This window comes from Nonomuraea sp. NPDC052129, from assembly GCF_040680095.1.
Classification (GTDB): domain Bacteria; phylum Actinomycetota; class Actinomycetes; order Streptosporangiales; family Streptosporangiaceae; genus Nonomuraea.
The window spans coordinates 124,095-150,665 of the sequence record NZ_JBFAVX010000022.1; the positions used below are offsets into that span (position 1 = coordinate 124,095).

Below are 26,571 nucleotides of genomic sequence, written 5' to 3' on the forward strand. Positions count from 1 at the left end.
GTTCGGGCAGGTCACAGCCCCAATAACGTCTGATCATGGCGTTGGAAGACCGAAGCGACCGGATCCGTCACCACGGGCCGAAACTCGTCTGGCAGCAGGTCGCCGATGACATCGAGGGCGACATCACGTCTGGCCATCTCGCTCCAGGCGCCAAGCTGCCGAATGAGCGGGAAATGGCGGAGGCTCAGTACCGCGTCGCACGGGTGACGGTCCGTCGTGCTGTGAAGGAGCTGGCGGAGCGCGGCCTGCTGGTGGTCGTCCATGGTCGGGGCACGTTCGTCGCCGAGAAGCTCAACCGGCAGGACGAGCAGGACGACGAGTAGAGGGCGGCGGACAGATTCCCGCCCCCGCGGCCGACGATGTGGCCGGCCGGGAAGCCCGATATTGCCGACGAATTTCAGGCGCAGGACACTGGCAAACGATCGGCAGGGCCAACTATCGCCTCAGCTAGGCCAAGGGCTCAGCTGAGCGCCTAGCGGCCGACCTAGGATAACAACCAAGATCGAAGAGCAGACGCGGAGCCAGGCCTGGTACTCATCACCGCCACGGGTTACCATCGAGTGCATATACTATTGATGGTATGCCTCAGTGGGAGATCGACCTAGAGCCGGAGGTGGAGTCTTGGCTGGACGGACTTTCTTTTCCGCTCTACCAGCGGGTTATGCGAAACGTGGACGACTACCTCGCCACCGGTGGCATCCCTGATGGGGATCACGTAAAGAAGCTGAAGGATGCGGAAGGTGTGCACGAGTTGCGTGTTGCTCTTGACCGCACGACCTGGCGGTTGACCTTCTGGAAGCCATCTAACAAGGTGATCCTGACGGTCTTCCGCAAGACCCAGGATGGGACGCAGGCCCCCGACATCGACCGAGCGATCGCTGCCAAGAAGCGGTGTGAGGCAGAGCACGACCTAACCATCACGCACGTGTTCGAGAGGAGCGCATGATGGGTCACAGCCGTTGGGAAACCTACAAGGCGAAGCGTCTGCGCGAGATGGAAGCCGATGCGCAGTCCCACTCCGAATACGAGCAGGCGGGCCGTGACCTGGAGCTCGGCGACCAGCTGCGTGAGATCCGTAAGCGCCGAGGCTTGTCTCAGAAGATCGTAGCGGAGCGCTCTGGGATGTCCCAGCCCGCCCTGTCTCGCATCGAGGGCGGTGGCGGCATTCCGGATATAGCGACACTGCTGCGCCTCGGTGCGGCAATGGGGGTTCGGTTCCGCGTCGAGCTCGTCGTCGACGACGACACCACCACTGAAATCGAGCCTCTAACGGTGCATCACCGACAGCTCGCGAACGCATAAGTTGCAGGCGGCCACTTCGAGGCTCAGCCCGTTGGCGTCCGCTACTCCTTCCGAGGAGCGGTCTTCAGCCGCGACAGGCTTGTTCGAGGGCCAGCGCCAGGGGAACGAAGAGGAGCCCAGTTCTAGATCACATTCTTGAGCTGGGCCTTCGACGTTGGAGCAGGTGACGGGACCGTCACCGGGCAGATGCACCGCCGGCACCGCGCTGCCGAGTTCAAGAAGTTCCTGATCACGATCGACAAGACCGTGCCGGCCGAGCTGGACATCCACCTGATCTGTGACAACCACGGCACGCATAAGACTCCCGCGATCAAGGGGCGGCTCGCTCGTCACCCGCGTTTCCACATGCATTTCAGCCCAGGTAGGCGGCCCGCACTACGGGGTCGTCGCGTACTTGCGCCGGAGTGCCGGCGGCGATGACCCGGCCGAGGTCCAGGACGACGAGCCGGTCACAGGTGTCCATGACGAAGCCCATGTCGTGCTCGACCAGCAGCACCGTGGTGTCCAGCGCGGCGACGACCGCGCGCAGCCGTACCGTCTGGTCCGCGTCCAGGCCCGAGGTCGGCTCGTCGAGCAGCAGCAGACGCGGCCGATCGGCGATGGCGCGGGCCAGCTCGACCAGCCTGCGCTGCCCGACGGGCAGCGCAGCGGCGTAGGCGTCGCGCAGCGCGGCCAGCCCGCACAGCTCCAGCACCTCGGCCACGCGCGCCCGCCGCTCGCGTTCGAGCCGCCGCCGCGCGGGCAGGCCGGTCAGGTCGGCCATCAGGCCGCCCCCGCCGCCGTGCCAGTCGAGCGCCGCCAGCACGTTGTCGGCCACGGTGAGCCGCCCGAAGACCTGCGTCCGCTGGAAGGTACGGCGAACGCCCGCGCGAGCCCGCCTGACCGGCGGCATCACGGTCACGTCATCGCCCGCCACGCGAACCCTGCCGCCGCTCGGCCGGCGCAGGCCCGACACCACGTCGAACAATGTCGTCTTGCCCGCCCCGTTCGGCCCGATCACCCCGCAGACCTGCCCCTCGGGCACCTCGAACGACACCGCGTCCAGCGCCGTGACCCCGCCGAACGCCACCGACACGTCCCGCACGGCCAGCATCACGTCGGCACGCTCGGCGTCCCGCACGACGGACATCACGTCACCCCCAAGTAAACGGACATCACGTCACTCCCAGGTAGGCGGCGGTCAGGCGGTCGCCGTCCACCTCGGCGCGCGGCCCGGCCCACACGACGCGGCCGAGACGCATGAAGGCGACCCGGTCGGCGATCGCCAGCGCCTCGGTGGCCTTCTCCTCGACCAGCAGCAGCGCCACCCCGCGCTCACGCAGCTCGGCGAACACCTCGAACACCTGCCGCACGATCAGCGGCGCCAGACCCAGCGACGGCTCGTCGGCGATCAGCACCCTGGGCGGCCGGGCCAGCGCGGGGGCGAGCGTGAGCAGCTGCTGCTCGCCGCCGGACAGCGCGCCGGCGAGCACCGTACGACGGGCCGCGAGCTGCGGCATCCGCTCGTAGACGGCGTCGGGCTCGGCCAGCCAGGTACGCAGGTTCTCCTCCACGGTGAGACCGGGGAACACCCCCCGCCCCTCGGGAGCCAGCAGCACGCCCGCCCGGGCCCGTCGATGGGCCGGCCAGGCGGTGACGTCGACGCCGTCGAGCAGTACCCGCCCGGCGGACACCGGCCGATCGCCGGCCGCGACGGCGCAGGTGGTCGACTTGCCCGCGCCGTTGGCGCCCAGCAGCGCCACCACCTCGCCGGGCCGCACGTCGAGATCCACGCCCCGCAGGACCGTACAGTCGGCGTACCCCGCCACCACCCCGTCGAGCCGGAACAACACCTCCGCGACGGGCGCACCGGACACGCTCGGGGCGACGGGCACGGCGGAGGTGGCGGGCGCGCTCGGAGTGATGGGCACGCTTGGGGTGACGGGCACGCTCGGAGTGACGGGCACGGCGGACGTGGCCCGTACCGGGGTGGCGGCGGCCACGGGTTGTGTCGGGACGGCGGACCGAGCTCGTCCCTGACGCCTCCGGTGGCGAGACTCGGCGAGCTGGGCCAGCACCCCGTCCGGATGTTTGGCCAGGATCATCCCCCCGGCCCCGAACAGAATGGCCCCCACCTGCGCCGACACCCCCCACGTGGCCAGCAGCTCGGGCACCGCCACGGCCACCAGCCCGCCCAGCACGGCCCCGCCGATCCGCCGTACCCCCTGCAGCACCACCACGGCCAGCCAGACGAACCCGGAGAAGGCCGGCAGATCGGTGGCGGTGATGGACCCCTTGGACACGGCGAACAGCACCCCGCCCAGCCCCGCGATGGCCGAGGCCAGCGCGAACAGCACGATCTTGGCCCGCGGCCCCGACAGCCCCGAGGTGGTCGCCGCGGCCGGAGCCGAGCGGACCGCCAGGATCGCTCGCCCGGACGCCGATCGTTCGAGGTTGCGCACCAGCAGCCCGACCAGGCCGATCAGCGCGAGCAGCAGCACCACCCGCACCCGTGGATCCGAGGTGTCGGCGAATCCGAAGCCGAGCGCCGGCAGCGCCCAGCCGATCGTCCCGTTGCTGAAGGCGTCCACCTGGAACAGCACCTGGTCGGCCAGCAGGGCCAGCGCCAGCGTGGCCAGCGTGAGGACCCGCCCGCCGAGCCGGAGCGCGGGCAGCGCCACCAGCATGCCCACCGCGCTGGCCGCCAGCACCCCGACCACGATCGCCGCGAACAGCGGCCACCCGGCCGAGAACGCCCACCCGCAGGTCAGCGCCGCCATGGAGGCGAAGGCGGCCTGGGCCAGGTTCACCATGCCGCCGATCCCGGTCACCACCACGAACGAGCAGAAGATCAGCGCCAGCACGAGGCCCTGGGCGGCCAGGCCCACGTAGTACTCGGAACCGGCGAAGGTGAAGGCGAGCAGCGCCACCAGCCCGGCCGCCCACGGCAGCCGTCGTCGCCACGGCGGCACGCCCGCCAGGTGGTCGGGCGGCGGCGCGTCCTCGGCCGCGCTCCCGGCCACCCGTTCGCGCGACCTGTTCAGCAGCACCAGCCCGGCGAACAGCAGGATGACGGGCACCGCCGTCCGCAGCCCGGTGATCTCCTGGAGGAAGTCGGTGTATCCGGCGACCAGGTTCTGCACCACGCCGAGTGCCAGCCCGGCGGCGAACGTCCACGGGATCGACCGCAGCCGCCCGAACACCGCGGCCGTCGCCGAGGCGAACAGCAGCACGGTGTAGGCGGTGGCATCGAGCCCGAGCACCGGTACGGCCAGCACCCCGGCAAGTCCCGCCAGCCCCGACCCGAGCATCCAGGCCAGGGCCGAGGTGCCGTCCACGTCGATGCCGCGCAGCGTGGCCAACCGCCGCCGGTCGACGGAGGCCCGCATGCGCAACCCGTACGGCGTGTGCCGCATGAACGCCCACAGCCCGAGAGCCGCCACCGCCGAGAAGCAGAACGTGATGAGCTGGTCGGTGTCGAGCCGCGCGCCGAGCACCTCGAAGCCGAGCGCCGGATGCGGCCCGAGTCCGCGCGGCAGCGTCGTGCCGTCAGCGCTCGGCAGCCCGAGCAGGTCCACGACGAGCAGGCCGAACGCGGGCAGCGCGATCGTCAGGCCGATCGTGCCGACGATCTGCGCGGTCTCCCCCGCCTGGGCCAGCCCCCTGAACATGGCCAGGTGCAGCAGGTAACCCAGCGCGGGCGCGAACACCCCGGCGGCCAGCAGCGCAGCCAGCCACGCGGGCAGCCCCGCTGCCAGGTTGAGCTGGTAGAACAGCAGCGCGGTCAGGAACCCGACGGCGCCGTGGGCGAAGTTGAACACCCCGGTCGCCGCGTACGACAGCGTCAGGCCGGACCCCATGACGGCGAAGATCGCCCCGGTGACCAGGCCGCTGAGCAGGTAGCCAAGGATCATTTGAGCGGCACGTTGTCGAAGCACTTCATGCTCTTGGCCACCTGGAAGGCGCCGCCCTCCAGCCGGACCAGGGCACCACAGCCGTTCGGCTCACTGTGGTCCTTGGGGTACTGAACCCGGCCGAAGCCGGCGTTCTCGTAGGTGTACGAGCCGTTGCCGATGGCTAAGAACTTCTCCCTGGTCAGGTCCTTGCCGGTCTTCTTCAGCATGTCGAGGAAGATGTCGGCCGCCCAGTAGCCGATGGCCATGTGCTGGGTCAGCGTGGCGCCGGGCGAGACCTTCTCGACGTCGGCCTTGAACGCGGCGATCTCCGGCGCGGTCGACTCGAACGGCTCGAACATCGGCGCGGCCACCACGCCCTCCAGCGCCTGCGCGCTGGCCGGGTCCTTCAGGATGGCCGGGTCGTAGCTGGTGGCGTCGGTCAGCACGCCCTTGTAGCCGGCCCGTTTCAGCGCCGAGTAGAGGCCCACGTTGAACTTGGTGCCCGCGATGATCGACACCAGGACGTCGGGCGCCTTGCCGCCGTTGGACGTCATGATCTTGTTGACGTACGGCAGCCAGTCCGGCGGCGGCGCCGCGGCGGGCAGGCCGGTGTTGAGCCCGACCAGCTTGAACCCCGCCGCCTGGAACGACTGCGAGATCGTGGTGCCGCCGTACTTGCTCCCGCTGGAGTCGGTGGTCTGCACGTACACGGTCTTGCCGCTCGCGCCGCCGAGCAGGTCGGCCATCTGGCTGCCCCACCAGGTCTGCGAGCCAGCGCCCTTCTTGGGCGCCAGGCAGCCGCTGTAGCCGAACCCGGTCTTCGTGCCGCACCACTGCGGCCCGGTCGCCCAGCCGAACCACGGCACGCCCTGCTGTTCCAGGAAGGCGGCCCCGCCGAAGTTGGGCGCGTGCACCGGCACCAGCGCGAACACCTGGTCCTTCTGTACGAGCTTCTTGGCCGCGGCGTCGCCCTTGGCCGCGTCCTGCCCATCGTCCTCCGCGCCGACGAACTCGATCTTCCGCCCGTTGACGCCGCCTTCGGCGTTGGCCCGTTCGAACCTGGCCTTCGCCCCGATCTCGGCGTCCTTGGTGGAGTAGCCGCTGGCGCTGGTCTTCGTGAGCACCCCGCCGACCTTCACGCTCGTGTCGGTCACACCCGCTGTGCCACCGCCGGCGCTCTTCTGCTGGGCCGCGCACCCTGCCAGCAGCGCTACCGCCAGCATCACCGCCGCGGCCCGCCGTTGATGTCGTCGCACCATCGTTCTCACCTTTGTACGGCAAGGCGCGCAGCCGCTTTGGCCTAGCGCTCGCTTGGTTTTTGGTCAGCGTAAATTTGCCCGCGAGGGGTGTCAACGGTGCCGAGCAATCGCTTGCTCACAATCGACCGCCCGGCTAGCGTGAGCCCCATGCTGATGCGCGCGGCCGTACTGACCGATTTCCACCAGCCCATGGAGATCCGCGAGGTGGAGATCGCCGACCCCGGCCCCGGAGAGGTACGCGTACAGATCAAGGCGTCCGGCGTCTGCGGCTCCGACCTCAAGGCCATCGACGGCAAGAGCCCGGTCGTCCACAAGCTGCCGCTCGTCCTCGGCCACGAGAGCGCCGGCGTCGTCGAGAGCGTCGGCACCGGCGTGACCGCCGTCAAGCCGGGCGACCACGTGATCATCTCCATGAGCGGACCCTGCGGCAAGTGCCGAAACTGCGGCGCCGGCCGCTTCCCCCTGTGCTCCGGCCCGGCCAGGATGACCGCGATCATGGGCGGCGAGCCGCGGATCACCCTCGACGGCCAGGAGACCCGGCGGTTCATCGGCATCGGCTCGTTCGCCGAGTACGCCGTGGTCCGCGAGGCCACCTGCGTGAAGATCCCCAAGGACGCGCCCTTCGACGCCATGTGCCTGCTGGCCTGCGGCGTGGTCACGGGCGTCGGCGCCGTCATGAACGTCGCCCAGGTCGCGCCCGGCTCCAGCGTCCTCGTGGTGGGCTGCGGCGGCGTCGGGCTCAACGTCATCCAGGGCGCGGTGCTGGCCGGCGCGACCACGATCGTCGCCGCCGACGTGGCCGACCAGAAGCTCAAGCTGGCCGAGCGGTTCGGCGCCACCCACACCCTGGTGCCCGGCGACCTCCCCGCCCAGGTCGGCGAGCTGGTCAGGGGCGGCGTCGACTACGCCTTCGACGTCACCGGCGTTCCCGGCGTGCTGGCCAGCGCCTTCGCGGCGACCGCGCCGGGCGGCACCACGGTCATGGTCGGCAGCCCGCCCGCCGGTCAGCCCGTAGAGATCGACCCGGCTCTGCTGTTCTCCTCGCGCCGCCTGATGGGCACCCAGGGCGGCGACGCCGCCCCGCACCGGGACCTGCCGATGCTGGCCGGTCAGTTCCTGCGCGGCCGGCTCGACCTCAACGGGCTGATCACCGAACGGGTGGCGTTGGAGCAGATCAACGAGGCCGTCGAGCAGGTACGGCGGGGCGCGGTGGCCAGAACGGTGGTCGTCTTCTAACCTCGCATTCCATAAGGAACAGCGAGGAGTCACGACATGTCATACCCTGACGCGCGATACCTGGCCGACACCGGTGAGGCCAGCGGCGTTCTGCGCCCGGCCGACACGCCACCCGACCTCCGCATGTACGCCCCCGGTGCCGACCCCCGGGGCACCGACGTCCACTACCTGGGCACCGGCGCGTCGACCAACGGCGCCTTCGGCCTGTACCGCTGGGAGATGGGCCCGCGCCCCGGCGGCGCCGGGGCGCACTTCCACCGGACGATCACCGAGTCGTTCTACGTCCTGTCCGGCACCGTCAAGCTCTACAACGGCAAGCAGTGGGCGGAGGGCAACACCGGCGACTTCCTGCATGTTCCGGAGGGCGGCATCCACGGGTTCCGCAACGAGTCCGGTGCGCCCGCCTCGATGCTGATCCTGTTCACGCCGGGGGCGCCGCGCGAGGCGTACTTCGAGGAGCTGGCCGACATCGTCAGCACCGGCAGGCAGCTGACCGACGAGGAGTGGACGGACCTGTACCTGCGCCACGACCAGTACATGGTCCCGTGACGCCACATTTCACCCTCTCGGCCACCGTGCTGGAGTCCAGGGACGCCAAAGCCCTGGCGATCTTCTACCAGCGCCTCCTCGGCTGGCGCATCGGAGAGGACGAACCCGGCTGGGTGACCCTCCGCCCACCGCACGGCGGCGGTGCCGGGCTGTCGTTCAGCACCGACGAGGCACACGTGCCACCCGTCTGGCCGGCCGGCCCCGGCGACCAGCAGATGATGATGCACCTCGACCTCGAGGTGGACGACCTCGACGAGGCCGGCGCCCACGCGGTGGCGGCAGGCGCGACGTTGGCCGACTACCAGCCACAGGAGGACGTCCGCGTCTACCTCGACCCCGCCGGCCACCCCTTCTGCCTGTGGATCCGTTAGCCCTCTCCCAAAAGGACCCCAGCCACCACGAACGCTCTAACCGGCGGTGACGAGATCCTTGGCCGGCGCCTCGGCGGCAGCCTCTTCCTCATGCCCCTCGACCGACAGGTTCGGCAGAAGACGGTCCAGCCACCGCGGGCACCACCAGTTCAGCCGCCCGAGCAGCACCATGGTGGCCGGGACGAGGAACCCCCGGATGATCGTGGCGTCCACCGCGACGGCCACGGCCAGCCCCACACCGAACGTCTTGACCATCGGATCGGGATAGGCGATGAACGCGACGAACACCGCCACCATGATCAGCGCCGCCGAAGTGATCACCCGTCCCGTCGCACCCAGCCCCTCGGCGACCGCGCGACTGTTGTCACCATGCTTGAGGTACGCCTGCCGTACAGACGTCAACAAAAAGACCTCATAGTCCATCGAGAGCCCGAACAGCACCGCGAACAGCATCAACGGCACATAACTCTCGATCGGCACGCTGAAGAAGATTGTCTGGAGGTACGAGGCGTTGGACGGCGCGTCCATGCCGACCAGCCCGCTCCCCAGGCCGAAGGAGAAGACCAGCGCCAGCGCGCCGAAGGCGGCCCCCAGGGAGACCAGGTTCATCAGCGCCGCCTTGATCGCGACCACCGGCGCACGGAAGGCCAGCAGCAGCAACAGCGCGCTGAACAGCACGACCACACCGATGACCAGCGGCGTCCGCTCGGCCATGAGGTCGCCCGCGTCCACCATGGCGGCCACCTTCCCACCCACGTGCAGCTCGACGCCGGGCACGGAGATGGCCCGGACGTCCCGCACCACCTGGGCGGATCGGGTGTCGCTCGGCGAGTAGTCGGGGATGGCCTGGATCATCACCGAGCGGCCGGAGGTGTTCACCTTGGCCGGGGCCACGTGCGCGACGCCGTCCACCGCGTCGATCTCCCGCGAGATCCGGTCCACGACGGGATCGGTGGCCTGCGCGACCTTGCCGGGCAGCGTGGCGATGACGATCAGCGGGCCGTTGCCGCCGGGGCCGAACCCGGTGGCCATGAGCTCGTACGCGCGCCGCGAGTCCGTCCCCTGCGCGCCGTACCCCGCGTCGAGAGGTCCGAGCTTGAGTGCCAGGGCGGGCGCGGCGAGGGCGCCCAGCACGAGCACGCTCGACAGCAGCGCCCGCCACGGCCGCCGCGCCACCCACGACCCCAGACCGGCCCACCCGGACCCCTCGGGCCGCTTCCTGCCGAGGAACGGGATCCGCAGCGAGTTGACGCGGTGCCCGAGCAGTCCCAGCAGGGCGGGCACCAGCGTGACGGAGGTGAGCACGGCGCTCACCACGGAGACACCGGTGATCCACCCGAGCGTGCTGAGCAGCGGGAAGCCGCCGAACATCAGCGCGCTCAGCGCGATGATCACCGTGCCGCCCGCGAACACGACCGCCCCGCCCGAGCTCGCCACGGTACGCCGGACCGACTCCGCCACGCCCACGCCGGTCTCCAGCAGCCGGCGATGCCGCGACAGCAGGAACAGCGCGTAGTCGATGCCCACGCCCAGCCCGATCATCGTGGCCATGATGCCCGCCTGCTTGGGCACGTCCACGACGTACCCGAGCAGGCCGATCACGCCCAGTCCCGCCGTCACGCTGACCAGCGCGGTGAAGATCGGCACCAGCGCCGCCGTCAGCGTCCCGAACGCGAACACCAGCACCAGCAGCGCGCACACCACGCCGATGATCTCGCTGGGCCCGGTCTTGATCTCCTTGTCGGCCGGAGTCGAGGCATCCGCGGGCACGACCTCCAGCCCGGCGGCCCGAGCCGGGTCCGCGGCCTTGGACAGCGCCTGCGTGGTCTCGGCGAGCTTGGTGTTGTCGTGCCCCTCCATGCGTACGGTGATGAGGCCGATGCGCAGGTTCGGGGCGAGGCCGCCGCTCCGGCCCGGCGTATCGACCGCCACCACGTGCGGCATCGTGCGGATGCGGTCCGCCGCCTGCTCCACGGCCCGCTTCCTGGGCTGGTCGATGAGCGTGCCCTTGTCCGAATAGAGGACGAGCTGTACGGTCCCGCCCGGCGCGAGGCCGGGGCCGAAGCCCGTGAGCATCAGGTCGTGCGCCCGCTGCGCGTCGGTGCCGGGGATCGTCACGTCGCTGCTCACCGGACGGCCGAGCGCCAGGCTGCCGCCCATCAGTCCGACCGCCGCGATCACCCATAACGCCAGCACGATCCGCCCGTGCCGCGCGCACCAGCCACCCAGTCGTCCAAGAAAGCGCGTCATCGCCAGATCCCCCAACTCGACGGCCGTCCTGTACGGTCGTACAGAGCTACGTTAAACACGAAATATCCGGAAGGCTGTAGATCACGGGGAAATGAGATGATGAACACACCCGACGACACGCGTTCCCGGATTCTGGCCGCCGCCAGGGAGCTGTTCGCGACCCATGGCTACGCGGCCACCTCGCTGGCCGACATCGCCGCCGCCGTGGGCCTGACCAAGACGGCCGTGGCCTACCACTTCCATCCCAAGGACCGGCTGGCCGCCGAGCTCACCGCACCCGCCGGCGACGATGTCCTGGTCCTGCTGGACACCGACTTCGCGGGCGACAGGCAGGCGTTCGTCGAGGCGCTGGCGACCTTCGTGGTACGGCACCGCACGGTGATCCGCCTGCTGATGGAGGACATCGTCGGCGCCGACGACGCGCTGCCGGGCTCGCGGGGCGAGGCCATCAGGCCGTTCAGGGACGAGATCTTCGCCCGGCTCGCCGGTCCTGACCCCGACGCCGCTGCCAGGATCCGTGGCTGGGCCGTGATCGGCGCCCTGCAGTGGGGCGTCGTGCAGACGATGGACCTGCCCGAGGAGACGGTACGCGACCTGCTGGTCCGCACCGCACTCATCATCTAAAGGACTCGCCATTTAGAGACCCAGCACCTCGCGTTCGACGTGATCGAGTGCCAGCCGTACCCCGCCAAGAGCGACGGACTCGTCGCCGAACGTCGAGGCGACCACCTCCGGCGCGCTCAGGCAGAGCTCGGCCAGGTGACGGCGGAGCGGGCCGAGCAGCACGTCTCCCGCCCGCGAGTAACCGCCGCCGATCACCAGCAGATCGGGGTCCACGGTCAGCACGAGCGCCGAGGCGCCGATCGCCAGGTTCTCGGCGTAGCGGTCCACCCGGCGCGCCGCGAGCGCGTCACCCGCGCCCGCCGCCGCGAACACCTCCGCCGCGCCGCCCTCCTTGCCCAGCTCCTTCGCGCCCAGCTCCTTCGCGCCCACGTCCTTCGCGCCCACGTCCTTCGCGCCCAGCTCCTTCGCCACCAGCTCCATCGCGGCGTCCTCCCAGCCGACCTGACGCAGCGTGCCGATCTCGCCCGCGGCTCCCGACCGGCCGCGGTGCAGGCGCCCACCGATGAGAATGCCCGCACCCGGCCGGTGGCCGACCAGGATGTAGACGACGTCGGAGGCGTGCTGGGCGCTGCCCCGCCAGTGCTCGGCGAGCGCCGCCAGGTTCGCGTCGTTGGCGGCCAGCGCCGGGCAGCCGAACCACCGCCCGGCCACCCCCGCCAGGTCCACGCCCGTCCACCCCGGCAGCGTGATCGACAGCGACACCCGCCCGGACCGGTCGACGATGCCCGAAGTGCCCACCGACACGGCCAGCACCCGCGCCCGCGAGACGCCCGCGCCGTCGACGCAGGCCAGCGCGGCGCGGCGGGCCGCCGCCAGCCGCTCGGGCGCGGCGGCCTCCTCGGAGACGGCGGCCCGCTCACAGGCGACGACCTCGCCGTTGAGGTCGGCCACCGAGACGACGATCCGCTCGCCGCCCACCTCGACGCCCACCACATAGCCGGCGTCCGCCCGGAACTCGAACCGGCGGGCGGGCCGCCCCATGACCCCCTCGTCGGGCGGCACCTCCCTGACCCAGCCCCGATCCTTCAGCTCGTCGAGCACCGTCTCGACGGTCTGCCTGGACAGCCCGGTGATCCGGCCGAGCCGGGTCAGCGTGGACACGCCCTCGCGCCGCAGGGCGCTGAGCGTCGCCTGGGTGTTGACCTTGCGCAACAGCGAAGCGTCTCCCGGCCGGAGCTCGGTCAACTTTCGTGACCCTCTCTCATAACTTCCCTATTGACGACCGACTCCGCGGATCCTAGCATCGGCCGACATACGGAAACTGGTTACATAAGTGGAGGCGTACATGGTGACTCTCGCCATCGTCGGCGCGGGTTCTCGGGGCACCTCCTACGCTCGCCATGCCGTCGAGTCCGGCGGGGCGCGGGTGGTCGCGGTGGCCGACCCGGTCGAGAGCCGCCGGGCCAGGCACCCCGGCGCGACGCCGTACGCGGACTGGCGTGAGCTGGCGGCGCTCCCCCGGCAGGCGGACGCCGTGATCATCGCGACGCAGGACGCCGATCATGTCGAGCCCGCGGTGCGGTTCGCCGAGCTGGGCTACGACATCCTGCTGGAGAAGCCGATGGCCGTCTCCGAGGAGGACTGCCGGGCGATCGTGGCCGCCGCGGAGCGTTCCGACGCGATCTTCGCGGTCTGCCACGTGCTGCGCTACACGCCGTACACCCGCGCGCTGAAGGCGCTGCTCGACGCCGGCCGGATCGGCGAGATCGTCAGCATCCAGCACCTGGAGCCGGTCGGGTGGTGGCACCAGGCGCACTCGTACGTACGCGGCAACTGGCGCAGGTCCGACGAGTCGACGTTCATGCTGCTCGCCAAGTCCTGCCACGACCTCGACTGGCTCGTACACCTCACCGGCAGGCAGGTCGCCAAGGTGTCGTCGTTCGGCGGCCTCAAGCACTTCCGGCCGGAGCACCGGCCCGAGGGCGCGGCCGACCGCTGCCTCGACTGCGCCGTCGAGGACGCCTGCCCCTACTCGGCCAAGCGCATCTACCTGCCCCTGGCGGGCAAGGAGGCGTGGCCGCTGAACGTGGTCACCGACGACGTCTCCGAGCGCGGCGTCCTCGAAGCGCTCAGGACCGGCCCGTACGGCAGGTGCGTTTACGCCTGCGACAACGACGTGGTCGACCACCAGGTGGTGAACCTGGAGTTCGAGGGCGGCGTCACCGTCGCGTTCACCATGACCGCCTTCACCCCCGCCGCGCACCGGCAGACCCGGATCTTCGGCACCCGCGGCTCGATCGAGGGCGACGGCGACCGCCTCACCGTCACCGACTTCCTCACCGGCGGGACCGACACGGTCGACACCCGCCCCACGGGCGACGGCACCGCCGGCGGTGGGCACGGCGGCGGTGACGAGGGGCTGGTAGAGGCGTTCCTGACGGCGGTACGAACCCGCGACCGCGCCCAGATCCTCTCCTCGCCGAGCGAGAGCCTGCACAGCCATCTCATCGCCTGGGCGGCCGAGCGGTCCCGTCTTCGGGGCGAGATCGCGGAAGTCACGCCCGGGGCTGTCAGTCCGGCGGCGGGGTCTCCACGGTGACCGTCGGCGTGGGCTCGGTCGGATCGGGACCGCCCTGGCCCGCGACGCCGACGGTCACCACCACGGCGGCCCCCGCCTTGGCGCAGCTCCCGGCCGCGACGCTCTGCGAGAGTGCCACGTCCATCTGAGCGTCGTCCGTGACCACCTGCGTCTTGAAGCTCACGGCGAACCCAGCCCCCCGCAACGCCGCCCGAGCCGCCGCCTTGGACTGCCCGACGACGGACGGCACCGTAGCCCCGTTGCGGGCGACGACCAGCGACACCTTCGTACCGCTCGAGACCCGGCTCCCGGCTCCCGGCTCGCTGGACAGCACCTGCCCCTCCGGCCGATCGGAGCAGGTGCTCTTCGTCCCGCCCACCACCAGCCCGGCCTTGACCAGCGCCGCCTCAGCCTGCTCGCGCTCCACCCCGACGACCGCCGGCACCGCCAGCCCCGCCGACACCTGAAGCGAGACCGTGCTCCCCCGCGCCACCGTGGCCCCACCGCTGGGACTGCTGCCCAGCACCTGGCCGATCTTCCGCCGCGAGTCGACCTGCGTGACCTCCCCCACCACGAACCCGGCCCGCTTGATCGCCGCGACCGCCGCCGAGCGCTCCATCCCGGCCACCACCGGCACCCGAACCCCGGCGACGCCGGCGGACGGTCCCTGGGTGGAGGGCACATGGCTCTCCCCCGCCTGCTCTCCCCGCTTGGTCGCCGCCCGGGTGGGCGGGGACGTGGTCGCGGGCGGCTCGGTCGTCACGACCGACGGTTGGACGGCCGCCGCCTGCGGACGGGCCTCCTTCTCGTCCCTGAACGTCGGCACCAGCACGCTGACCAGCACGGCGCCACTCACCAGGAGCGCGGCGGTGACCGCGAGCGCCGCCCGGCCCACCGCCTGACGGGTGCCCCTCCCCGGCTCACCCGACAGCCCCGCGGGACCGCCACCGGAAGAGACGGCGCCGCCGTGGGGCGGACCGGCTTCCCCGGCACCATTCCGCCGGGCGTCCGGCTCCCCGACACCATTCCGCCAGACGTCCGACTCCCCGACGCCGTGCGGTCGGACGTCCGGTTCCTCGGCACCGTTCGGCTGGGCGTCCGGTTCACCGGCGCCCTGCCGCGGGACCGTCGGCGACCAGGACGCGGCACCCTCCGCCGAGGCGCCCGGCCACCGGTAACCACCGGCCGCCCCCGTCGCCTCCGGCTCGGCCATCGGGTAGAGCGGCGGCAGCCGGTCCGGCACCCCGTTCGCCACCGACGGGGCGGGCGTCACCCGCAGGATGTGCGACGGCGGCGAGCGCAGCACCTCCGGCGGCGCGGAGCCGGCGTCACCCAGCAGCGCCAGCAGCAACTCCCGGCTGGTCGGCCGGTTCTTGGCGTCCTTGTCCAGGCACGCCACCACCAGCTCCCGCAACGACCCGTCCAGCCGTCCGAGCTCCGGCGGCGCGGTCAGGATGCGGTGCAGCACCGGCGCCACCGAGTCCTGCCCGAACGGCGCCGACGCGTTGGCCGCGAAGCACATCGTGGCGGCCCACGAGAACACGTCCGCCGCTCCCGTGAGCGCCGACGCGGTGATCTGCTCCGGCGCCATGTACGCGGGCGTGCCCACTCCCCGCCCGCTCACCGTGGCCGCCGCGTCCAGCGCCCTGGCCAGCCCGAAATCGATCACCCGTGGCCCGTCCGGACCGAGCAGCACGTTCTGCGGCTTGAAGTCACGGTGCACGATGCCCGCCCGGTGGATCGCCGCCAGCGCGGTGACCGTGCCCACGGCGAGCCGTTCGAGCGCCGCGCCACGGCGCGGCCCGGTGAGCGCGACCTCACGCTGCAGCGACGGCCCGTCCACGTACTCGCTCACGATGTACGGCCGGCCGTCGTCGAACCCGGCGTCCATCACCTGGGCCGTACAGAACCGGGCCACGTGCTTGGCCAGCTCCACCTCCCGCAGGAACGCCACCTTCTCGTCCCCCACGGGCCCGTGCAGCAGCTTGACCGCGTAGACGTCCTCGGCCCTCGTCCCGAGGTACACCACGCCCTGGCCGCCCTCGCCCAGACGCCCGGACAGCTCGTAGGCGCCGAGCCGCCGCGGATCCCCCGTTCTGAGTGGCTGTGCCGTTGGCACGGGGTTGCCTCCCCTCGCCGCCACCCACCTTCTGCATCCACTCTGCATCCAACTGAAGGCAACGGACGCCGGACAGTCAACGGTGATCGACGCAATGCCGCCTGACCGTGACACAGCCGGTCAAGAATGTCGTGAGAGCGTGCCTGAATAGGTAATGTCCGTGTCACCCTGACGTGTCATCTTGATGACCACCTGGTCGGGCTCCGGCGTCGGGAACACCCGCAGTATCCCCGGAACACACCCCTCGCCCTTGACCCGATCGAGCGCGAACACGAGCCGGCTCCTGGTCGGACTGAGCAGCCCCGAACAACGCAGCCCCACACCCCAACGCAGGGCCGAGCCATCGTCCGCCAGCTCCATCGCCACCGGGAAGACCGGCCCCGTCCCGGCCGTCCCCGCGCGGACTGACGCCGTGCCGGCCGACCCGGTCCACTCTCCCACCAGCCCTGGGCTCTGCGCCCCCCGCAGCCAGAGCACGAACCCGGCCACCCCCATGACCAGCCCGGCACCGGCCACGGCCACCTGCCACACCCGCCGCATCGCCTCGACCTTGTCTGGGAGCCCCTGAGATTACGGCAGTCTCCGATCAACTGCCACCGGCTGAAGCCGGTGGTTTGCCCGACGAATCCCGGGCGCGAGGTGCGGTGGAGCTGTGGGATCGTGGAGGCTTTGACGCCACGTCCTGCCCGCCGTACCCGGGGATTTGTCATGGAATTTCGGATTATGGGGGCATTGTCGGTACGCGACGGCGCCGAGGATCGCACCCCCACCGCTCCGAAGCACCGTGACCTGCTGGCGATGTTCGTGCTCAACGCCCGCCGCCCGCTCACCGTCGAGCGGCTGCGAAAGCTGCTGTGGCCGCTGGAGGAGGGCGACCGGTCAGACTCGTTGATCCGCGGCTACATCGGCCAGCTCCGGCAGCTGATCGGCAAGGACGTCATCACCACCGTGTCCGGCACGTACACGCTGGCCATCAACGACGATCAGCTCGACGTCGGTCGCTTCCGCCGGCTCATACAGGAGGGGCTGGCCGGGCGTGACCACGGGAAGCTGCGAGAGGCGCTGGGCCTGTGGCGCGGGCCGGTTCTGGCGGACGTGGATCCTGACGCGAGGCGCTGGGCCGAGACCGGGCGGCTGCGCGAGGAGCTCGAAGAGCTTCGCCTGCTCGCCCTGGAGCGCCGGATCGAGCTCGACCTGGACGCGGGCCGGCACCGCGAGCTGCTGTCCGAGGTGCGGAGGCTGGTCGCGCAGCACCCGCTCTGGCAGCGTTTCCGCGGCCAGTTCATGCTGGCGCTCTATCGCAGCGGGCGGCGCGTGGAGGCGCTGGCCGCGTACACGGCGCTGCGCGACGAGCTCGACAGCGGGCACGCCATCGAGCCCGACCCCGAGCTGCAGCTGCTCTATCACCGCATGCTGCACGACGACGTCATGCTGCACGTCTCCGCGGGCCCGCCGGTGCTGCTGCCGCGGGACGTCGCCCACTTCACCGGCCGCGCCAACCTGCTAGACCAGGTGTTCTCCGGCCTGGTGGTCGTGCACGGCCCGGCCGGGGTGGGCAAGTCGGCGCTCGCCGTACGCGCCGCCTGGCGGCACAGGGAGCGCTTCCCCGACGGGATCCTGTACGCGGACCTGCGCGAGTCCACCCGGCCCGGCGCGATCCTGGAGGACTTCCTGCGCTGGCTCGGCTGCCCGGCCCAGGCGATACCGGCATCGGAGGGCCAGCGGCAGCGGCTGCTGCGCACGTACACCGCCAACCGCCGCATGCTCGTCGTGCTGGACGACGCCGCCGACGAGTCCCAGGTACGGCCGCTGCTCACCTCATGCCCCACCGTGATCACCAGCCGGTCGGCGCTCGGCGGGCTGACCGGCGCCGTACGGCTTCCGCTGGGCATCCTGGACGACGACGAGGCCCGTGACCTGCTCGTCAAGCTCATCGGCGAGGAACGGGCGGACGACGGCGGGGTGCGGGAGCTGATGCGGTTCTGCGGCGGGCTGCCCATCGCGCTGCGCATCGCCGGATCCCGCCTGGCCACCAGACCAGGCTGGACTCCTGGCTACCTCGCGGGCCTGCTGGAGGACGAGTGCGAGCGACTGGACCGCCTTCACTCGGGCGACCAGACGGTCCGCAGCGTGTACGCGGTCGGCTACGAGGGCCTGCCCACGCCGGCGCGCCGCATGGTGCGACTGCTGGGCGCGCTGTCGGCCCCCGACGTCGGCGACTGGGCCGCCCAGGTCTTCGGCGACCAGGCCGACACGCTCGTGGACGCCGGCCTGCTGGAGGCGCACACCGTGGACGTGGCGGGCCAGGTCCGCTACCGCATGCACGACCTCACCCGGCTCTACGCCCGCGAGCGGCTGGTGGAGGAGGAGGGCGTGCATGCGGTACGGGACGCGCTCGCGCGGCTCCAGGCCGTGGTGATCGCCCGGGCGCAGGCGTCCCGGTTCTCGCTGGTCTCCGGTGAGCCGACCATGCGCAGCTTCGTGACCAGGGACATCAAGGAGTCGGTCGAGTGGCTCGTCGCCGAGCGCGCGTTCCTCGCCGCCCTGGTCGGGGACTTGTACGGGGCCGGGCTCGACGAGGGCGCATGGCGGCTCGCGCATCTGCTGGGCCCGTTCTTGGAACGGCGGCGCTTCCTGGACGACTGGCGGCCGGTCACCGAGACCGGCCTCGCGGCGGCGCGGCGCATGGGTGACGCTCGCGCCGAGGCCCTGCTCTTGCGCGACCAGGGCGACCTGTGCCGGGCCGAAGGCCGGTGGCCGGAGGCGCTGGATCTGCTCACTCAGGCGCTCGGGGCGTTCACGAGCCTCGGTACGTCCAGCGGCAAGGAGGCCGCGCAGGTCCGGCGCAGGATCGGCCAGGTGTACCTGGAACAGGGCCGTCTGGACGAGGCAGAACGCCAGCTGACCTCCTCTCTGCACGCCTTCAGCGGCGGGAGGGCCGGCGCCGAGGCGCAGCAGGCGCTTGGCGCGGTGCTGCGGCGGGCCGACCGCCCCGACGAGGCAGCCGACCGGCTCGCCGCCGCCGCGGCCTTCTTCGATGCTCTGGGCGACCGGCACCGGCACGCCGACACCCTGCTGGAGCTGGCCGCGGCACGGCTGGCGCAGCGGCGGGTGCCCGACGCCAGGGACTGCGCGCAGCGGGCCAGGTCCATCGCCGTACGGCTCGGCGACCGGCTGCTGGACGCGCAGGCGCTGCTGGCGCTGGCCCGGGTCAACCGGGCTGAGGGCGACCGCGACGCGGCGCGCAAGCTGGCCGAGGACGCGTTCAAGATCTTCGACGGCATCGCCGACGAACCCGGCAGGGCGACCGCGCTGGACCTACTCGCCGCCCTGGTGCGAGGACCTGGTGTGACGCCCTGATGTGACGGCCTGCTCTGGCGGCTCAACATCACCCGCACCAGACGTCTCACACTTGGTTGAGCGGATCAGTACCGTATGGGGCATGGTTGCCCCTCTGGCCCCTGAGGATCCTCCGCGTCTGGGTGAGTTCGAGCTGCTGGGCCGGCTCGGTGAGGGCGGCCAGGGGATCGTCTACCTGGCCCGCGATCCAGTTGGGCAGCGGGTGGCGGTGAAGGTGCTGATCAGGGCCGACGCCGAGGCCCGCGCCCGTCTGGCCCGCGAGCTGGCCGCGGTGGAGAGCGTGGCGCCTTTCTGCACCGCACGCGTGCTCACGGCCGTGCCGGACGGGCCGCGGCCGTACGTGGTGAGCGAGTTCGTTGACGGGCCGACGCTGGCGGAACGGGTGCACGAGCACGGCCCCCTGCACGGCGGCGAGCTGGAACGGCTGGCCGTCGGCACCACGACGGCCCTGGCCGCCATCCACGCGGCCGACGTCGTGCACCGCGACTTCAAACCGAGCAACGTGCTGCTCGGCCCGGACGGTCCCCGGGTGGTCGACTTCGGCATCGCCCGCGCGGACGGTGTCACGACCATGACCAGCGGACTCATCGGCACCCCTGCCTACCTCGCGCCCGAACAGTTGAGCGGCGCCCCCGCCGCACCCGCCTCGGACGTCTTCGCCTGGGCGGGCACCATGGTCTTCGCCGCCACCGGCACCTCCCCGTTCGCCGCCGCGAGCATCGCGGACGTGCTGAACCGCATCGTCACCCACGAACCGGATCTGTCAGCGGTCCCGCCGCCGTTGCGCGACTCGATCGCCGCCGCCTTGGAGAAGGACCCTTCGCACCGGCCGGCGGCGGGCGAGCTGCTGTCCCGCCTGATCGACCCGGTCTCCGGTGGCCGCGGCCGGTCGATCGTGGAGCTCACCAGCCTGGGCAGCCGCCTCGCCGCCGAACCGGCCCACGATCGGGGAACGTCGGCCGCGACCGGCGGTCGGGATCTTGCCGGGGCGGCCGCTCATGGGGGCACCGCGGAACCCACCGGTCGTGGGGGCACCGCGGGACCGGTCGGGGAGCCGACGGCCCCACCCTCCTCGCGGGCTCCGGTGCTCATGGGGTGGACCACTGGGCGGGGCCGCCGTGCCGCGCTCGCCGTGGCGGCGGCGCTGGTCGTGGTCGTGGTGGGGACGCTCGCCTGGTTGCGGCCGGTCGGCGGGACGGGGTCTCAGGCGTCTTCGGGTACAGGTGAGCCGCGCTCCTCGGCCGCCTCACATCCCGACGCTTCCGCCCCCACCTCCGCCGAGCCCTCATCGGCCGCACCGTCGGGCTCACGGGAGGTCTCGCCCAGCGGGTCGGCGAGTCCGGGTGTGTCGGCGGTCCCGGGCCGGGGGCTGCGGGTGTCCGACACATTCGGGCGCACAGTCAGCACCGGATTCGGTACGACGGACGACGGGAAGCGTCACTGGTCGGTCGGCGTTCCGGCGAGCGGCTACTCGGTGGACGGCAAGAAGGGCCGGATCACGATGCCCCCCGGAGCCGGCTCCAGCGCGTACCTGGACGGGGTGAAGGAGACCAGAACCGACCTCGGCTTCACCTTCGCCGGCGACAAGCCCCCCACCGGCGGCGGGATCTACGTGTCCGCCGTGGGACGCAGGGTCCCGACAGTCGGGGGGTACCGGGCGCATGTGAGCCTGCGGCCCACCGGCAATGTCCTGTTCCAGCTGATCCGCTCCGAGGCGGGCCGCAGTGAGATCGACCTCGCACAGCCGCTGCGGGTCCCCGGGCTGACCGCGGGCGCGGGCATCGCGATGCGGGTACGCGTCCAGGTCACCGGCACGTCGCCGACCACGATCCGCGGCAAGGTCTGGGCCATCGGCGCGCCCGAGCCGGACTGGCTGCTCTCCGTCACGGACGCGACCTCCGGACTCCAGGTCCCGGGTGGGGCCGGCGTCCTGACCTACTTGTCCCGTACGGCCACCGACACCCCCGTCACGGTGACCGTGGACGACCTCGCCCTGACCGCAACCTCGGGGTGACATGCCCGTCTCCCGCCCCTGAAAAAGGATCGGGTCTCCGCGCCACAATTCAGATGAGCCGGGCGTACTGGTCGAGCAGCGGCAGGATCTCGTCGGCCGGACCGCTGGGCAGGCTCGCCACCGACTCCTCGATGCCCAGCTCGGCGTAGTAGTCGAGCTTCTCCCTGGTCGGCAACGTCCCGAAGGGGATGACCTTGGCCATCGGCCGCCCGGCCTTCTCGCAGGCTTCGCGCAGGGCGGGCAGCGCGGCCTTGATCCCCTTGCCGCCGATCGGGATCCAGCCGTCGGCGTACTCGGCGACGTGCGCGAACAGCTTCGGGCCCGCCGCGCCGCCGATGTAGACGGGCGGCTCGGAGATCGGCTTGGGCCACGACCACGACGGCTCGAACCCCTCGAACTCGGCCACCTCGTCCCGCCACAGCTTCCGCATCGCCAGCACGTTGGCCCGCGCGACCTCGCGCCGCTGGTCGTACGGCACGCCGTGGTTCTCGATCTCCTCCACGTTCCAGCCGAAGCCGACGCCGACCACCACGCGCCCGCCGGAGAGCTGGTCGAGAGTGGCGATCGCCTTGGCGGTCACGATGGGGTCGCGCTGGGCGGCGAGCAGGATGCCGGTGCCGACGACCAGCCGCTCGGTGGCGGCGGCGGCGAACGACAGCGCGACGAGCGGGTCCAGCGTCCGCTTGTACTCGTCGGGCAGCTCGTCCAGCCCCATCGGATGCGGTGTGCGCCGCGAGACCGGGATATGGGTGTGCTCCGGTACGTAGAGCGAGTGGAACCCGCGCTCCTCGGCAGCCTTGGCCAGATCCACGACCGGCATGCCCAGATCCGTGGTGAACATCGTGACACCAAGCCGCATGCGTCTCTCCTTGACGTCAACCAAGCGATTGCTCGGCTAAGATTTCTAGAGTAGCTTGCCGGACAGAGAAGCGCCCCGCGGAAAGAGGTCTCCCGGTGAAGTTTTCCATCTTCCTGAATCCGCAGATTCCGGGCTCCGGATATGCGGCCGAGGAGAACGCCAAGGCCAAGCGGCCCATCGGACGTGACACGGAGTCGTACCAGAAGCTGCTGCACGAGGTACGGGAGATAGCCGTCCACGCCGACCAGATCGGCTTCGACGCGCTGATGATGACCGAGCACCACTTCCACTCGGAAGGCATGGAGTTCTCGGTCAACCCGCTGATGTTCCTCACCGACCTCGCGGCCAGGACCGAACGCATCCTGCTCGCCCCGCTCGGCATGGTGCTGCCGGCCTGGGACCCCATCCGGGCGGCGGAGGACGTGGCGCTGCTCGACCAGTTCTGCAAAGGACGACTCCGGCTGGGCGTGGCCAGGGGCTACCAGAACCGGTGGATGAACGTACTGGGCCAGCGCTGGCACGCGGCGGCCGCCCGCTCCGACGGCTCGGCCTCCGACACGCGGAACTTCGACGTTTTCGGCGAGGTGCTGAAGATCATGAAGATGGCCTGGACCCAGGAGACACTCCGCTACAAGTCCGACGTACTTGACTACGAGGTGCCCTATCCGTTCGACGGCATCGAGGGCTGGCCCGCCTTGGAGTGGACCAAGACGTTCGGCGCCCCGGGCGAGATCTCGGACGACGACAAGGTGCAGGCCATCTCGGTCTGCCCGCGGCCGTACCAGAACCCGCATCCCGAGCTGTGGCAGCCGTTCACGATCTCCGACCGCTCGGTCATCAGGGCCGCGCAGGAGAACATCCTGCCGTGGATGTTCACCCCGAACCCCGACGACCACGCCGCCAAGGCCAAGCTCTACCAGGAGGAGTCCGCCCGGCAGGGCCGCGACTACAAGCTGGGCGAGCACACCGGCATTCTCAAGATCGTCGGCATCGCGGACACGACCGAGGAGGCGATCAACACCTTCGGCCGGAGCATCCCCAAGGACTTCGCCGCCTTCTTCGGCCCGTTCGGCTACCTGGAGGTGCTGCGGAAGAAGGAGGACGAGAAACACAAGCCCATCTCCCCCGAGAAGGGCGACGCCAAGCGCATGAACGACGTCGAGATGGCACTGTTCGGCACCCCCGACGACGTCAAGCGCGGCATCCAGCGGATGCTCGACCGGATGCCCGACCTGGAATGGTTCGGCCTCTACATGCAGGGACAGCAGGGCGTGCTGCCGCTCGACACGGTCAAGCGGAACCTGGAGATGTTCGCCACCAAGGTCATTCCGGAGTTTCAGTGAGATTCTGGCTGGGAGCCTCGTTCGCGGACACCGACCAGTTCCTGGAGCTGGCCAGGACGGCTGAAAGGTGCGGGTTCGACACGCTCACCCTGTCGGACCACCTCTTCTACGCCGACTTCGCGACCCCGTACCCCTATTCCAAGTCCGGCCGGCCGCGCTGGACCGCCGAGACGCACTGGCCGGACGTGTGGGTGACGATCGGCGCGATGTCCGCGGTGACCACCACGCTGCGCTTCGCCCCCAACGTCTACATCGCCCCGGCCCGCGACCTGTTCACCGTGGCCAAGCAGGTGTCCACGGCGGCGGTGCTGTCGCGGGACCGCGTCACGTTCGGGGTGGGCGTCGGGTGGTGCGCGGAGGAGTTCGCCGCCACCGGCCAGGACTTCCACACGCGTGGGCGGCGGTTCAACGAGATGATCCCGGTGCTCCGGAACCTCTGGACCGGCGATACGGTCACGATCGACGGTCTGCCCGAGCTGTCCATCTCGCCCACCCCCGCCGAGCCGATCCCGGTCATGGTGGGCGGCGACAGCGAGGCGGCGCTGCGCCGGGCGGCCAAGCTGGGTGATGGCTGGATCGGCAACCGCATCTACACGGAGGAGCAGCTCGACACCGTGCTCGACTCCTTACGACGGTTGCTGGACGAGAACGGCAGGACCGGACCGTTCGAGATCATCGCCCCGCTGGCGGTGCTGCCGGACGCCGACACGTACCGGCACTTCGCCGCCAAGGGCGTCACCGGGACGATGGCCGCTCCGTGGTGGCTGGCCACCCCTGAGGAGAAGCAGCGGTACGGCGAGGGCACCCTGGAACTCAAGATCGCCACCATGGAACGCTTCGCGGAGGAGGTCATCGCGAAGATGTGACCCCTGCCGCGGCCGGCTCTGTGAAAGCAAGGCCCGGCCTGCTGGAGATCTCCGAAACGGGTGAGTCGCGGTGGGGGCATCAGGGGTGAACGAGAGGGCCGCGAGGTCGAGGTCACGACCCTCTCCGGTGGTCTGCCGGCTTAGCCGACCGTCGTCTGTGCTGCTCGAAGGAGTGCCGGATCCACGTCGGGAACGGCGAGCCTCGGGTTGTGACCCGCCGCGACGACCCTCATGACGAATCCGGCGGCCTCCTCCAACTGCCGGGCGCAGTTGAGTCCACCGACCACCGCGGGCCGGGCACCAAGATCTTGGATAAGCGCCGCAGCGCGATCGAGAGCACTTGGCTCGTCGCCGCAGATCGCCACGACCGGCGCCGACTCCTGCGGACCCACGTACGGCCACGAGGCTCCGGCGAACAGGTGGAGCCCCTTGACCACGTGTGCGTCGGGAGCCGTATCCGCCACGAGTGTTGCCGCCGAGCCGGCCACTGGCTTCAGCTCACCGGTTGTGTAGTCGACGGGGTTGGTGCAGTCGATCACGGCCTTGCCGGCCAGTGACCCCTCGGGAGCGCCGACGAGAGACAATGCCGCCCGCAGCCCCTCCCAAGCGACCGCGACCACGAGCACGTCGACCTGACTCGCGAGGTCTGCGGGGTCGACAGCCTTTGCCACCGGACCGATCTGGTCGGCGGTCGCTTTGGCGTGCAGGGGGTCGCGCCCTGTCACCAGCAGTGAGTGACCTGCCGAAGCCCAGGCTCGGCCAAGCGTCACGGCGAGGTTTCCAGTGCCCAAGATTCCTATGTTCACAGCGATCTCCTCTGTCTCGAAGCTGTGTTCTTGGGACGCTACGAATGGTGCTCCTACCGTTTGGTAGGAGAGCGAGGCGATACTTGGTTTCGTGCTCGAAGGGTCCTGCCAGACATTCATCTCCGACTGCCAGGTGCGCGCGGCGGCCGAACTCATCAGCCACGCTTGGGATCCTGTCGTACTCTCGGCGCTGCGCCTGGGGCCAACGCGACGCAAGGACCTGGTCACGAGGATCGCGGGAGTCAGCGACAAGGTGCTGACTCAGGCGCTAGATCGTCTCCAGGCACGCGGGCTCGTCGTGAGAGGCGGCAGCGCCGACCCAGTGTCAGCGCACACAGGCGCGGTCTACCGGCTCTCCACGCTGGGGGAATCGTTCACCAACGGGCCCCTCGCGCACCTCGCACAGTGGGCCGCCGACAACCAAGACGACCTCGTCGGCCGATCACCAACGTCATGACCATGGTGGCGTTCCACCTGGTCACATCCACCCGGGGAACAGCCACGGGGTCGGGCCGGGAGCAGTCCGATCGACGGTGCCGGGAGCCCGGCTTGAGCGGTTTTGTGAGGGGCGTCGTCGTCAGGAGGGGGCGGCCTGGGGCAGGCCCAGTTCGGCCATGGCCAGGTCGACCAGGGAGCCCGGCACCTCGTCGACCGCCCCGATGCGCACGAGGGCGGCCAGTCCGAGGTAGCCGCCGTAGGCCGCCAGCACTCGCCTGCGCGCCTCCTCCTCCGGCTGGCCGAGCTCCCGCAGTACCTCCTGCATGAAGTCCAGGCGGCGCCGGCTCACCCGCCGCACCACCTCGCCGACCAGCGGATCGTCCACCTCGCTGATCAGCCGGAACGAGATCGCCGCGTTCTCCGCGTCACCGAAAGCCAGGTCCAGCAGGGTCCGCATACGCGCCACCGGCTCGTCGAGCGACTCCAGCCGGGCGATGACGCGCTCGGTCCCGGCCTCCCAGTGCGCCAGGGCCGCCTCGACCAGGGCTCGGCGGTTGGCGAAGTGCCAGTAGAAGCTGCCCTTCGAGACGCCGAGCCGTACCGCGACAGGCTCCACCGCCACCGCGCCCAGGCCACCCTCCGCGAGCGCCGCCAGCGCGGCCCTCGCCCAGTCGTCCGGCCCCAACCGCTCCGCCACTCCGCGTTTTCCTCGCTCAGCCACCCCACGCCTCCCCTCGCTCGACCGCACCCCGCCGACGGACACCGTCCCCGCTCCGACAGCC

Annotated in this window: 24 protein-coding genes; 13 read left to right on the forward strand and 11 right to left on the reverse strand. The window is 70.9% G+C overall.

The window, feature by feature from the left end:
• The first annotated feature begins 35 nt into the window (after nucleotides 1–35).
• From AB0L53_RS37515 to AB0L53_RS37525, 3 genes are all read left to right on the forward strand, one after another.
• Nucleotides 36–323, forward strand: coding sequence for a GntR family transcriptional regulator (locus AB0L53_RS37515; protein WP_364004554.1), 288 nt, complete (start codon nucleotides 36–38; stop codon nucleotides 321–323).
• Between the two features lie 257 nt (nucleotides 324–580).
• Complete coding sequence (locus AB0L53_RS37520; RefSeq protein ID WP_364004557.1) at nucleotides 581–946, forward strand: type II toxin-antitoxin system RelE/ParE family toxin; 366 nt, start codon at nucleotides 581–583, stop codon at nucleotides 944–946.
• The gene (locus AB0L53_RS37525; RefSeq protein ID WP_357654562.1) at nucleotides 943–1,302 is read left to right on the forward strand and encodes a helix-turn-helix transcriptional regulator; all 360 of its coding nucleotides are present in this window, start codon (nucleotides 943–945) and stop codon (nucleotides 1,300–1,302) included. Before AB0L53_RS37520 ends, AB0L53_RS37525 begins: the two co-directional genes overlap by 4 nt.
• Here the strand turns inward: AB0L53_RS37525 and AB0L53_RS37530 are convergent.
• The 4 genes from AB0L53_RS37530 to AB0L53_RS37545 are packed head-to-tail and all read right to left on the reverse strand — an operon-like array spanning nucleotide 1,267 to nucleotide 6,436.
• Nucleotides 1,267–1,599: a hypothetical protein gene (locus tag AB0L53_RS37530; RefSeq protein ID WP_364004560.1), complete on the reverse strand. Its 333-nt coding sequence runs from the start codon at nucleotides 1,597–1,599 to the stop codon at nucleotides 1,267–1,269. The genes AB0L53_RS37525 and AB0L53_RS37530 overlap by 36 nt on opposite strands.
• A 55-nt stretch (nucleotides 1,600–1,654) precedes the next feature.
• Entirely contained in the window at nucleotides 1,655–2,431 is a 777-nt protein-coding gene (locus AB0L53_RS37535) for an ATP-binding cassette domain-containing protein (RefSeq protein WP_364004563.1), read from the reverse strand.
• Nucleotides 2,432–2,456: 25 nt separating this feature from the next.
• Nucleotides 2,457–5,195, reverse strand: coding sequence for an ATP-binding cassette domain-containing protein (locus AB0L53_RS37540; RefSeq protein ID WP_364004566.1), 2,739 nt, complete (start codon nucleotides 5,193–5,195; stop codon nucleotides 2,457–2,459).
• Entirely contained in the window at nucleotides 5,192–6,436 is a 1,245-nt protein-coding gene (locus tag AB0L53_RS37545; RefSeq protein WP_364004569.1) for an ABC transporter substrate-binding protein, read from the reverse strand. Before AB0L53_RS37545 ends, AB0L53_RS37540 begins: the two co-directional genes overlap by 4 nt.
• A 147-nt stretch (nucleotides 6,437–6,583) precedes the next feature.
• Between AB0L53_RS37545 and AB0L53_RS37550 the strand changes: the two genes are divergently transcribed.
• From AB0L53_RS37550 to AB0L53_RS37560, 3 genes are read left to right on the forward strand one after another with little or no spacing between them, the layout of a single operon-like run.
• Entirely contained in the window at nucleotides 6,584–7,672 is a 1,089-nt protein-coding gene (locus AB0L53_RS37550; protein ID WP_364004572.1) for an alcohol dehydrogenase catalytic domain-containing protein, read from the forward strand.
• 36 nt (nucleotides 7,673–7,708) lie between these two features.
• The gene (locus AB0L53_RS37555; RefSeq protein WP_364004575.1) at nucleotides 7,709–8,221 is read left to right on the forward strand and encodes a cupin domain-containing protein; all 513 of its coding nucleotides are present in this window, start codon (nucleotides 7,709–7,711) and stop codon (nucleotides 8,219–8,221) included.
• Nucleotides 8,218–8,592: a VOC family protein gene (locus AB0L53_RS37560; RefSeq protein ID WP_364004578.1), complete on the forward strand. Its 375-nt coding sequence runs from the start codon at nucleotides 8,218–8,220 to the stop codon at nucleotides 8,590–8,592. The genes AB0L53_RS37555 and AB0L53_RS37560 overlap by 4 nt, the downstream gene beginning before the upstream one ends.
• A 36-nt stretch (nucleotides 8,593–8,628) precedes the next feature.
• Here the strand turns inward: AB0L53_RS37560 and AB0L53_RS37565 are convergent, their stop codons facing one another.
• The gene (locus AB0L53_RS37565) at nucleotides 8,629–10,842 is read right to left on the reverse strand and encodes an MMPL family transporter (protein ID WP_364004581.1); all 2,214 of its coding nucleotides are present in this window, start codon (nucleotides 10,840–10,842) and stop codon (nucleotides 8,629–8,631) included.
• A 96-nt stretch (nucleotides 10,843–10,938) separates the two neighbouring features.
• Here AB0L53_RS37565 and AB0L53_RS37570 point away from each other — a divergent pair, with 96 nt between their 5' ends.
• Complete coding sequence (locus AB0L53_RS37570) at nucleotides 10,939–11,466, forward strand: helix-turn-helix domain-containing protein (protein WP_364004584.1); 528 nt, start codon at nucleotides 10,939–10,941, stop codon at nucleotides 11,464–11,466.
• 12 nt (nucleotides 11,467–11,478) lie between these two features.
• Here the strand turns inward: AB0L53_RS37570 and AB0L53_RS37575 are convergent, their stop codons facing one another.
• Nucleotides 11,479–12,651, reverse strand: a complete 1,173-nt coding sequence (locus tag AB0L53_RS37575; protein WP_364004587.1) for an ROK family transcriptional regulator — start codon at nucleotides 12,649–12,651, stop codon at nucleotides 11,479–11,481.
• A gap of 100 nt (nucleotides 12,652–12,751) precedes the next feature.
• Between AB0L53_RS37575 and AB0L53_RS37580 the strand changes: the two genes are divergently transcribed.
• On the forward strand, nucleotides 12,752–14,005 hold the full coding sequence (locus AB0L53_RS37580) for a Gfo/Idh/MocA family oxidoreductase (protein ID WP_364004590.1): 1,254 nt from the start codon (nucleotides 12,752–12,754) through the stop codon (nucleotides 14,003–14,005).
• On the opposite strand, the gene AB0L53_RS37585 is transcribed toward AB0L53_RS37580, so the two are convergent.
• Together AB0L53_RS37585 and AB0L53_RS37590 are read right to left on the reverse strand one after the other, a co-directional pair.
• The gene (locus AB0L53_RS37585) at nucleotides 13,977–16,103 is read right to left on the reverse strand and encodes a PASTA domain-containing protein (RefSeq protein ID WP_364004593.1); all 2,127 of its coding nucleotides are present in this window, start codon (nucleotides 16,101–16,103) and stop codon (nucleotides 13,977–13,979) included. The two genes, AB0L53_RS37580 and AB0L53_RS37585, sit on opposite strands and share 29 nt — an antisense overlap.
• A 120-nt stretch (nucleotides 16,104–16,223) precedes the next feature.
• Entirely contained in the window at nucleotides 16,224–16,643 is a 420-nt protein-coding gene (locus AB0L53_RS37590; RefSeq protein ID WP_364004596.1) for a hypothetical protein, read from the reverse strand.
• Nucleotides 16,644–16,811: 168 nt separating this feature from the next.
• Between AB0L53_RS37590 and AB0L53_RS37595 the strand changes: the two genes are divergently transcribed.
• Entirely contained in the window at nucleotides 16,812–19,463 is a 2,652-nt protein-coding gene (locus AB0L53_RS37595; RefSeq protein ID WP_364004599.1) for a BTAD domain-containing putative transcriptional regulator, read from the forward strand.
• Between the two features lie 82 nt (nucleotides 19,464–19,545).
• Nucleotides 19,546–21,477: a protein kinase gene (locus AB0L53_RS37600; RefSeq protein ID WP_364004602.1), complete on the forward strand. Its 1,932-nt coding sequence runs from the start codon at nucleotides 19,546–19,548 to the stop codon at nucleotides 21,475–21,477.
• A gap of 49 nt (nucleotides 21,478–21,526) precedes the next feature.
• On the opposite strand, the gene AB0L53_RS37605 is transcribed toward AB0L53_RS37600, so the two are convergent.
• Nucleotides 21,527–22,336, reverse strand: a complete 810-nt coding sequence (locus AB0L53_RS37605; RefSeq protein ID WP_364004605.1) for a TIGR03619 family F420-dependent LLM class oxidoreductase — start codon at nucleotides 22,334–22,336, stop codon at nucleotides 21,527–21,529.
• A 95-nt stretch (nucleotides 22,337–22,431) separates the two neighbouring features.
• On the opposite strand from AB0L53_RS37605, the gene AB0L53_RS37610 reads away from it, so the two are divergent.
• Together AB0L53_RS37610 and AB0L53_RS37615 are read left to right on the forward strand one after the other, a co-directional pair.
• Nucleotides 22,432–23,679 carry an LLM class flavin-dependent oxidoreductase gene (locus AB0L53_RS37610; protein WP_364004608.1) on the forward strand — a complete coding sequence of 416 codons (1,248 nt, stop codon included), beginning with the start codon at nucleotides 22,432–22,434 and terminating at the stop codon, nucleotides 23,677–23,679.
• Nucleotides 23,676–24,545: a TIGR03619 family F420-dependent LLM class oxidoreductase gene (locus AB0L53_RS37615; protein ID WP_364004611.1), complete on the forward strand. Its 870-nt coding sequence runs from the start codon at nucleotides 23,676–23,678 to the stop codon at nucleotides 24,543–24,545. The genes AB0L53_RS37610 and AB0L53_RS37615 overlap by 4 nt, the downstream gene beginning before the upstream one ends.
• 140 nt (nucleotides 24,546–24,685) lie before the next feature.
• Here AB0L53_RS37615 and AB0L53_RS37620 read toward each other — a convergent pair whose 3' ends face one another.
• Nucleotides 24,686–25,351, reverse strand: coding sequence for an NAD(P)-binding domain-containing protein (locus tag AB0L53_RS37620; protein ID WP_364004613.1), 666 nt, complete (start codon nucleotides 25,349–25,351; stop codon nucleotides 24,686–24,688).
• A 91-nt stretch (nucleotides 25,352–25,442) separates the two neighbouring features.
• On the opposite strand from AB0L53_RS37620, the gene AB0L53_RS37625 reads away from it, so the two are divergent.
• Entirely contained in the window at nucleotides 25,443–25,808 is a 366-nt protein-coding gene (locus AB0L53_RS37625; protein WP_364004616.1) for a helix-turn-helix domain-containing protein, read from the forward strand.
• Between the two features lie 120 nt (nucleotides 25,809–25,928).
• Here the strand turns inward: AB0L53_RS37625 and AB0L53_RS37630 are convergent, their stop codons facing one another.
• Entirely contained in the window at nucleotides 25,929–26,510 is a 582-nt protein-coding gene (locus tag AB0L53_RS37630) for a TetR/AcrR family transcriptional regulator (RefSeq protein ID WP_364004619.1), read from the reverse strand.
• Nucleotides 26,511–26,571 lie beyond the last annotated feature (61 nt).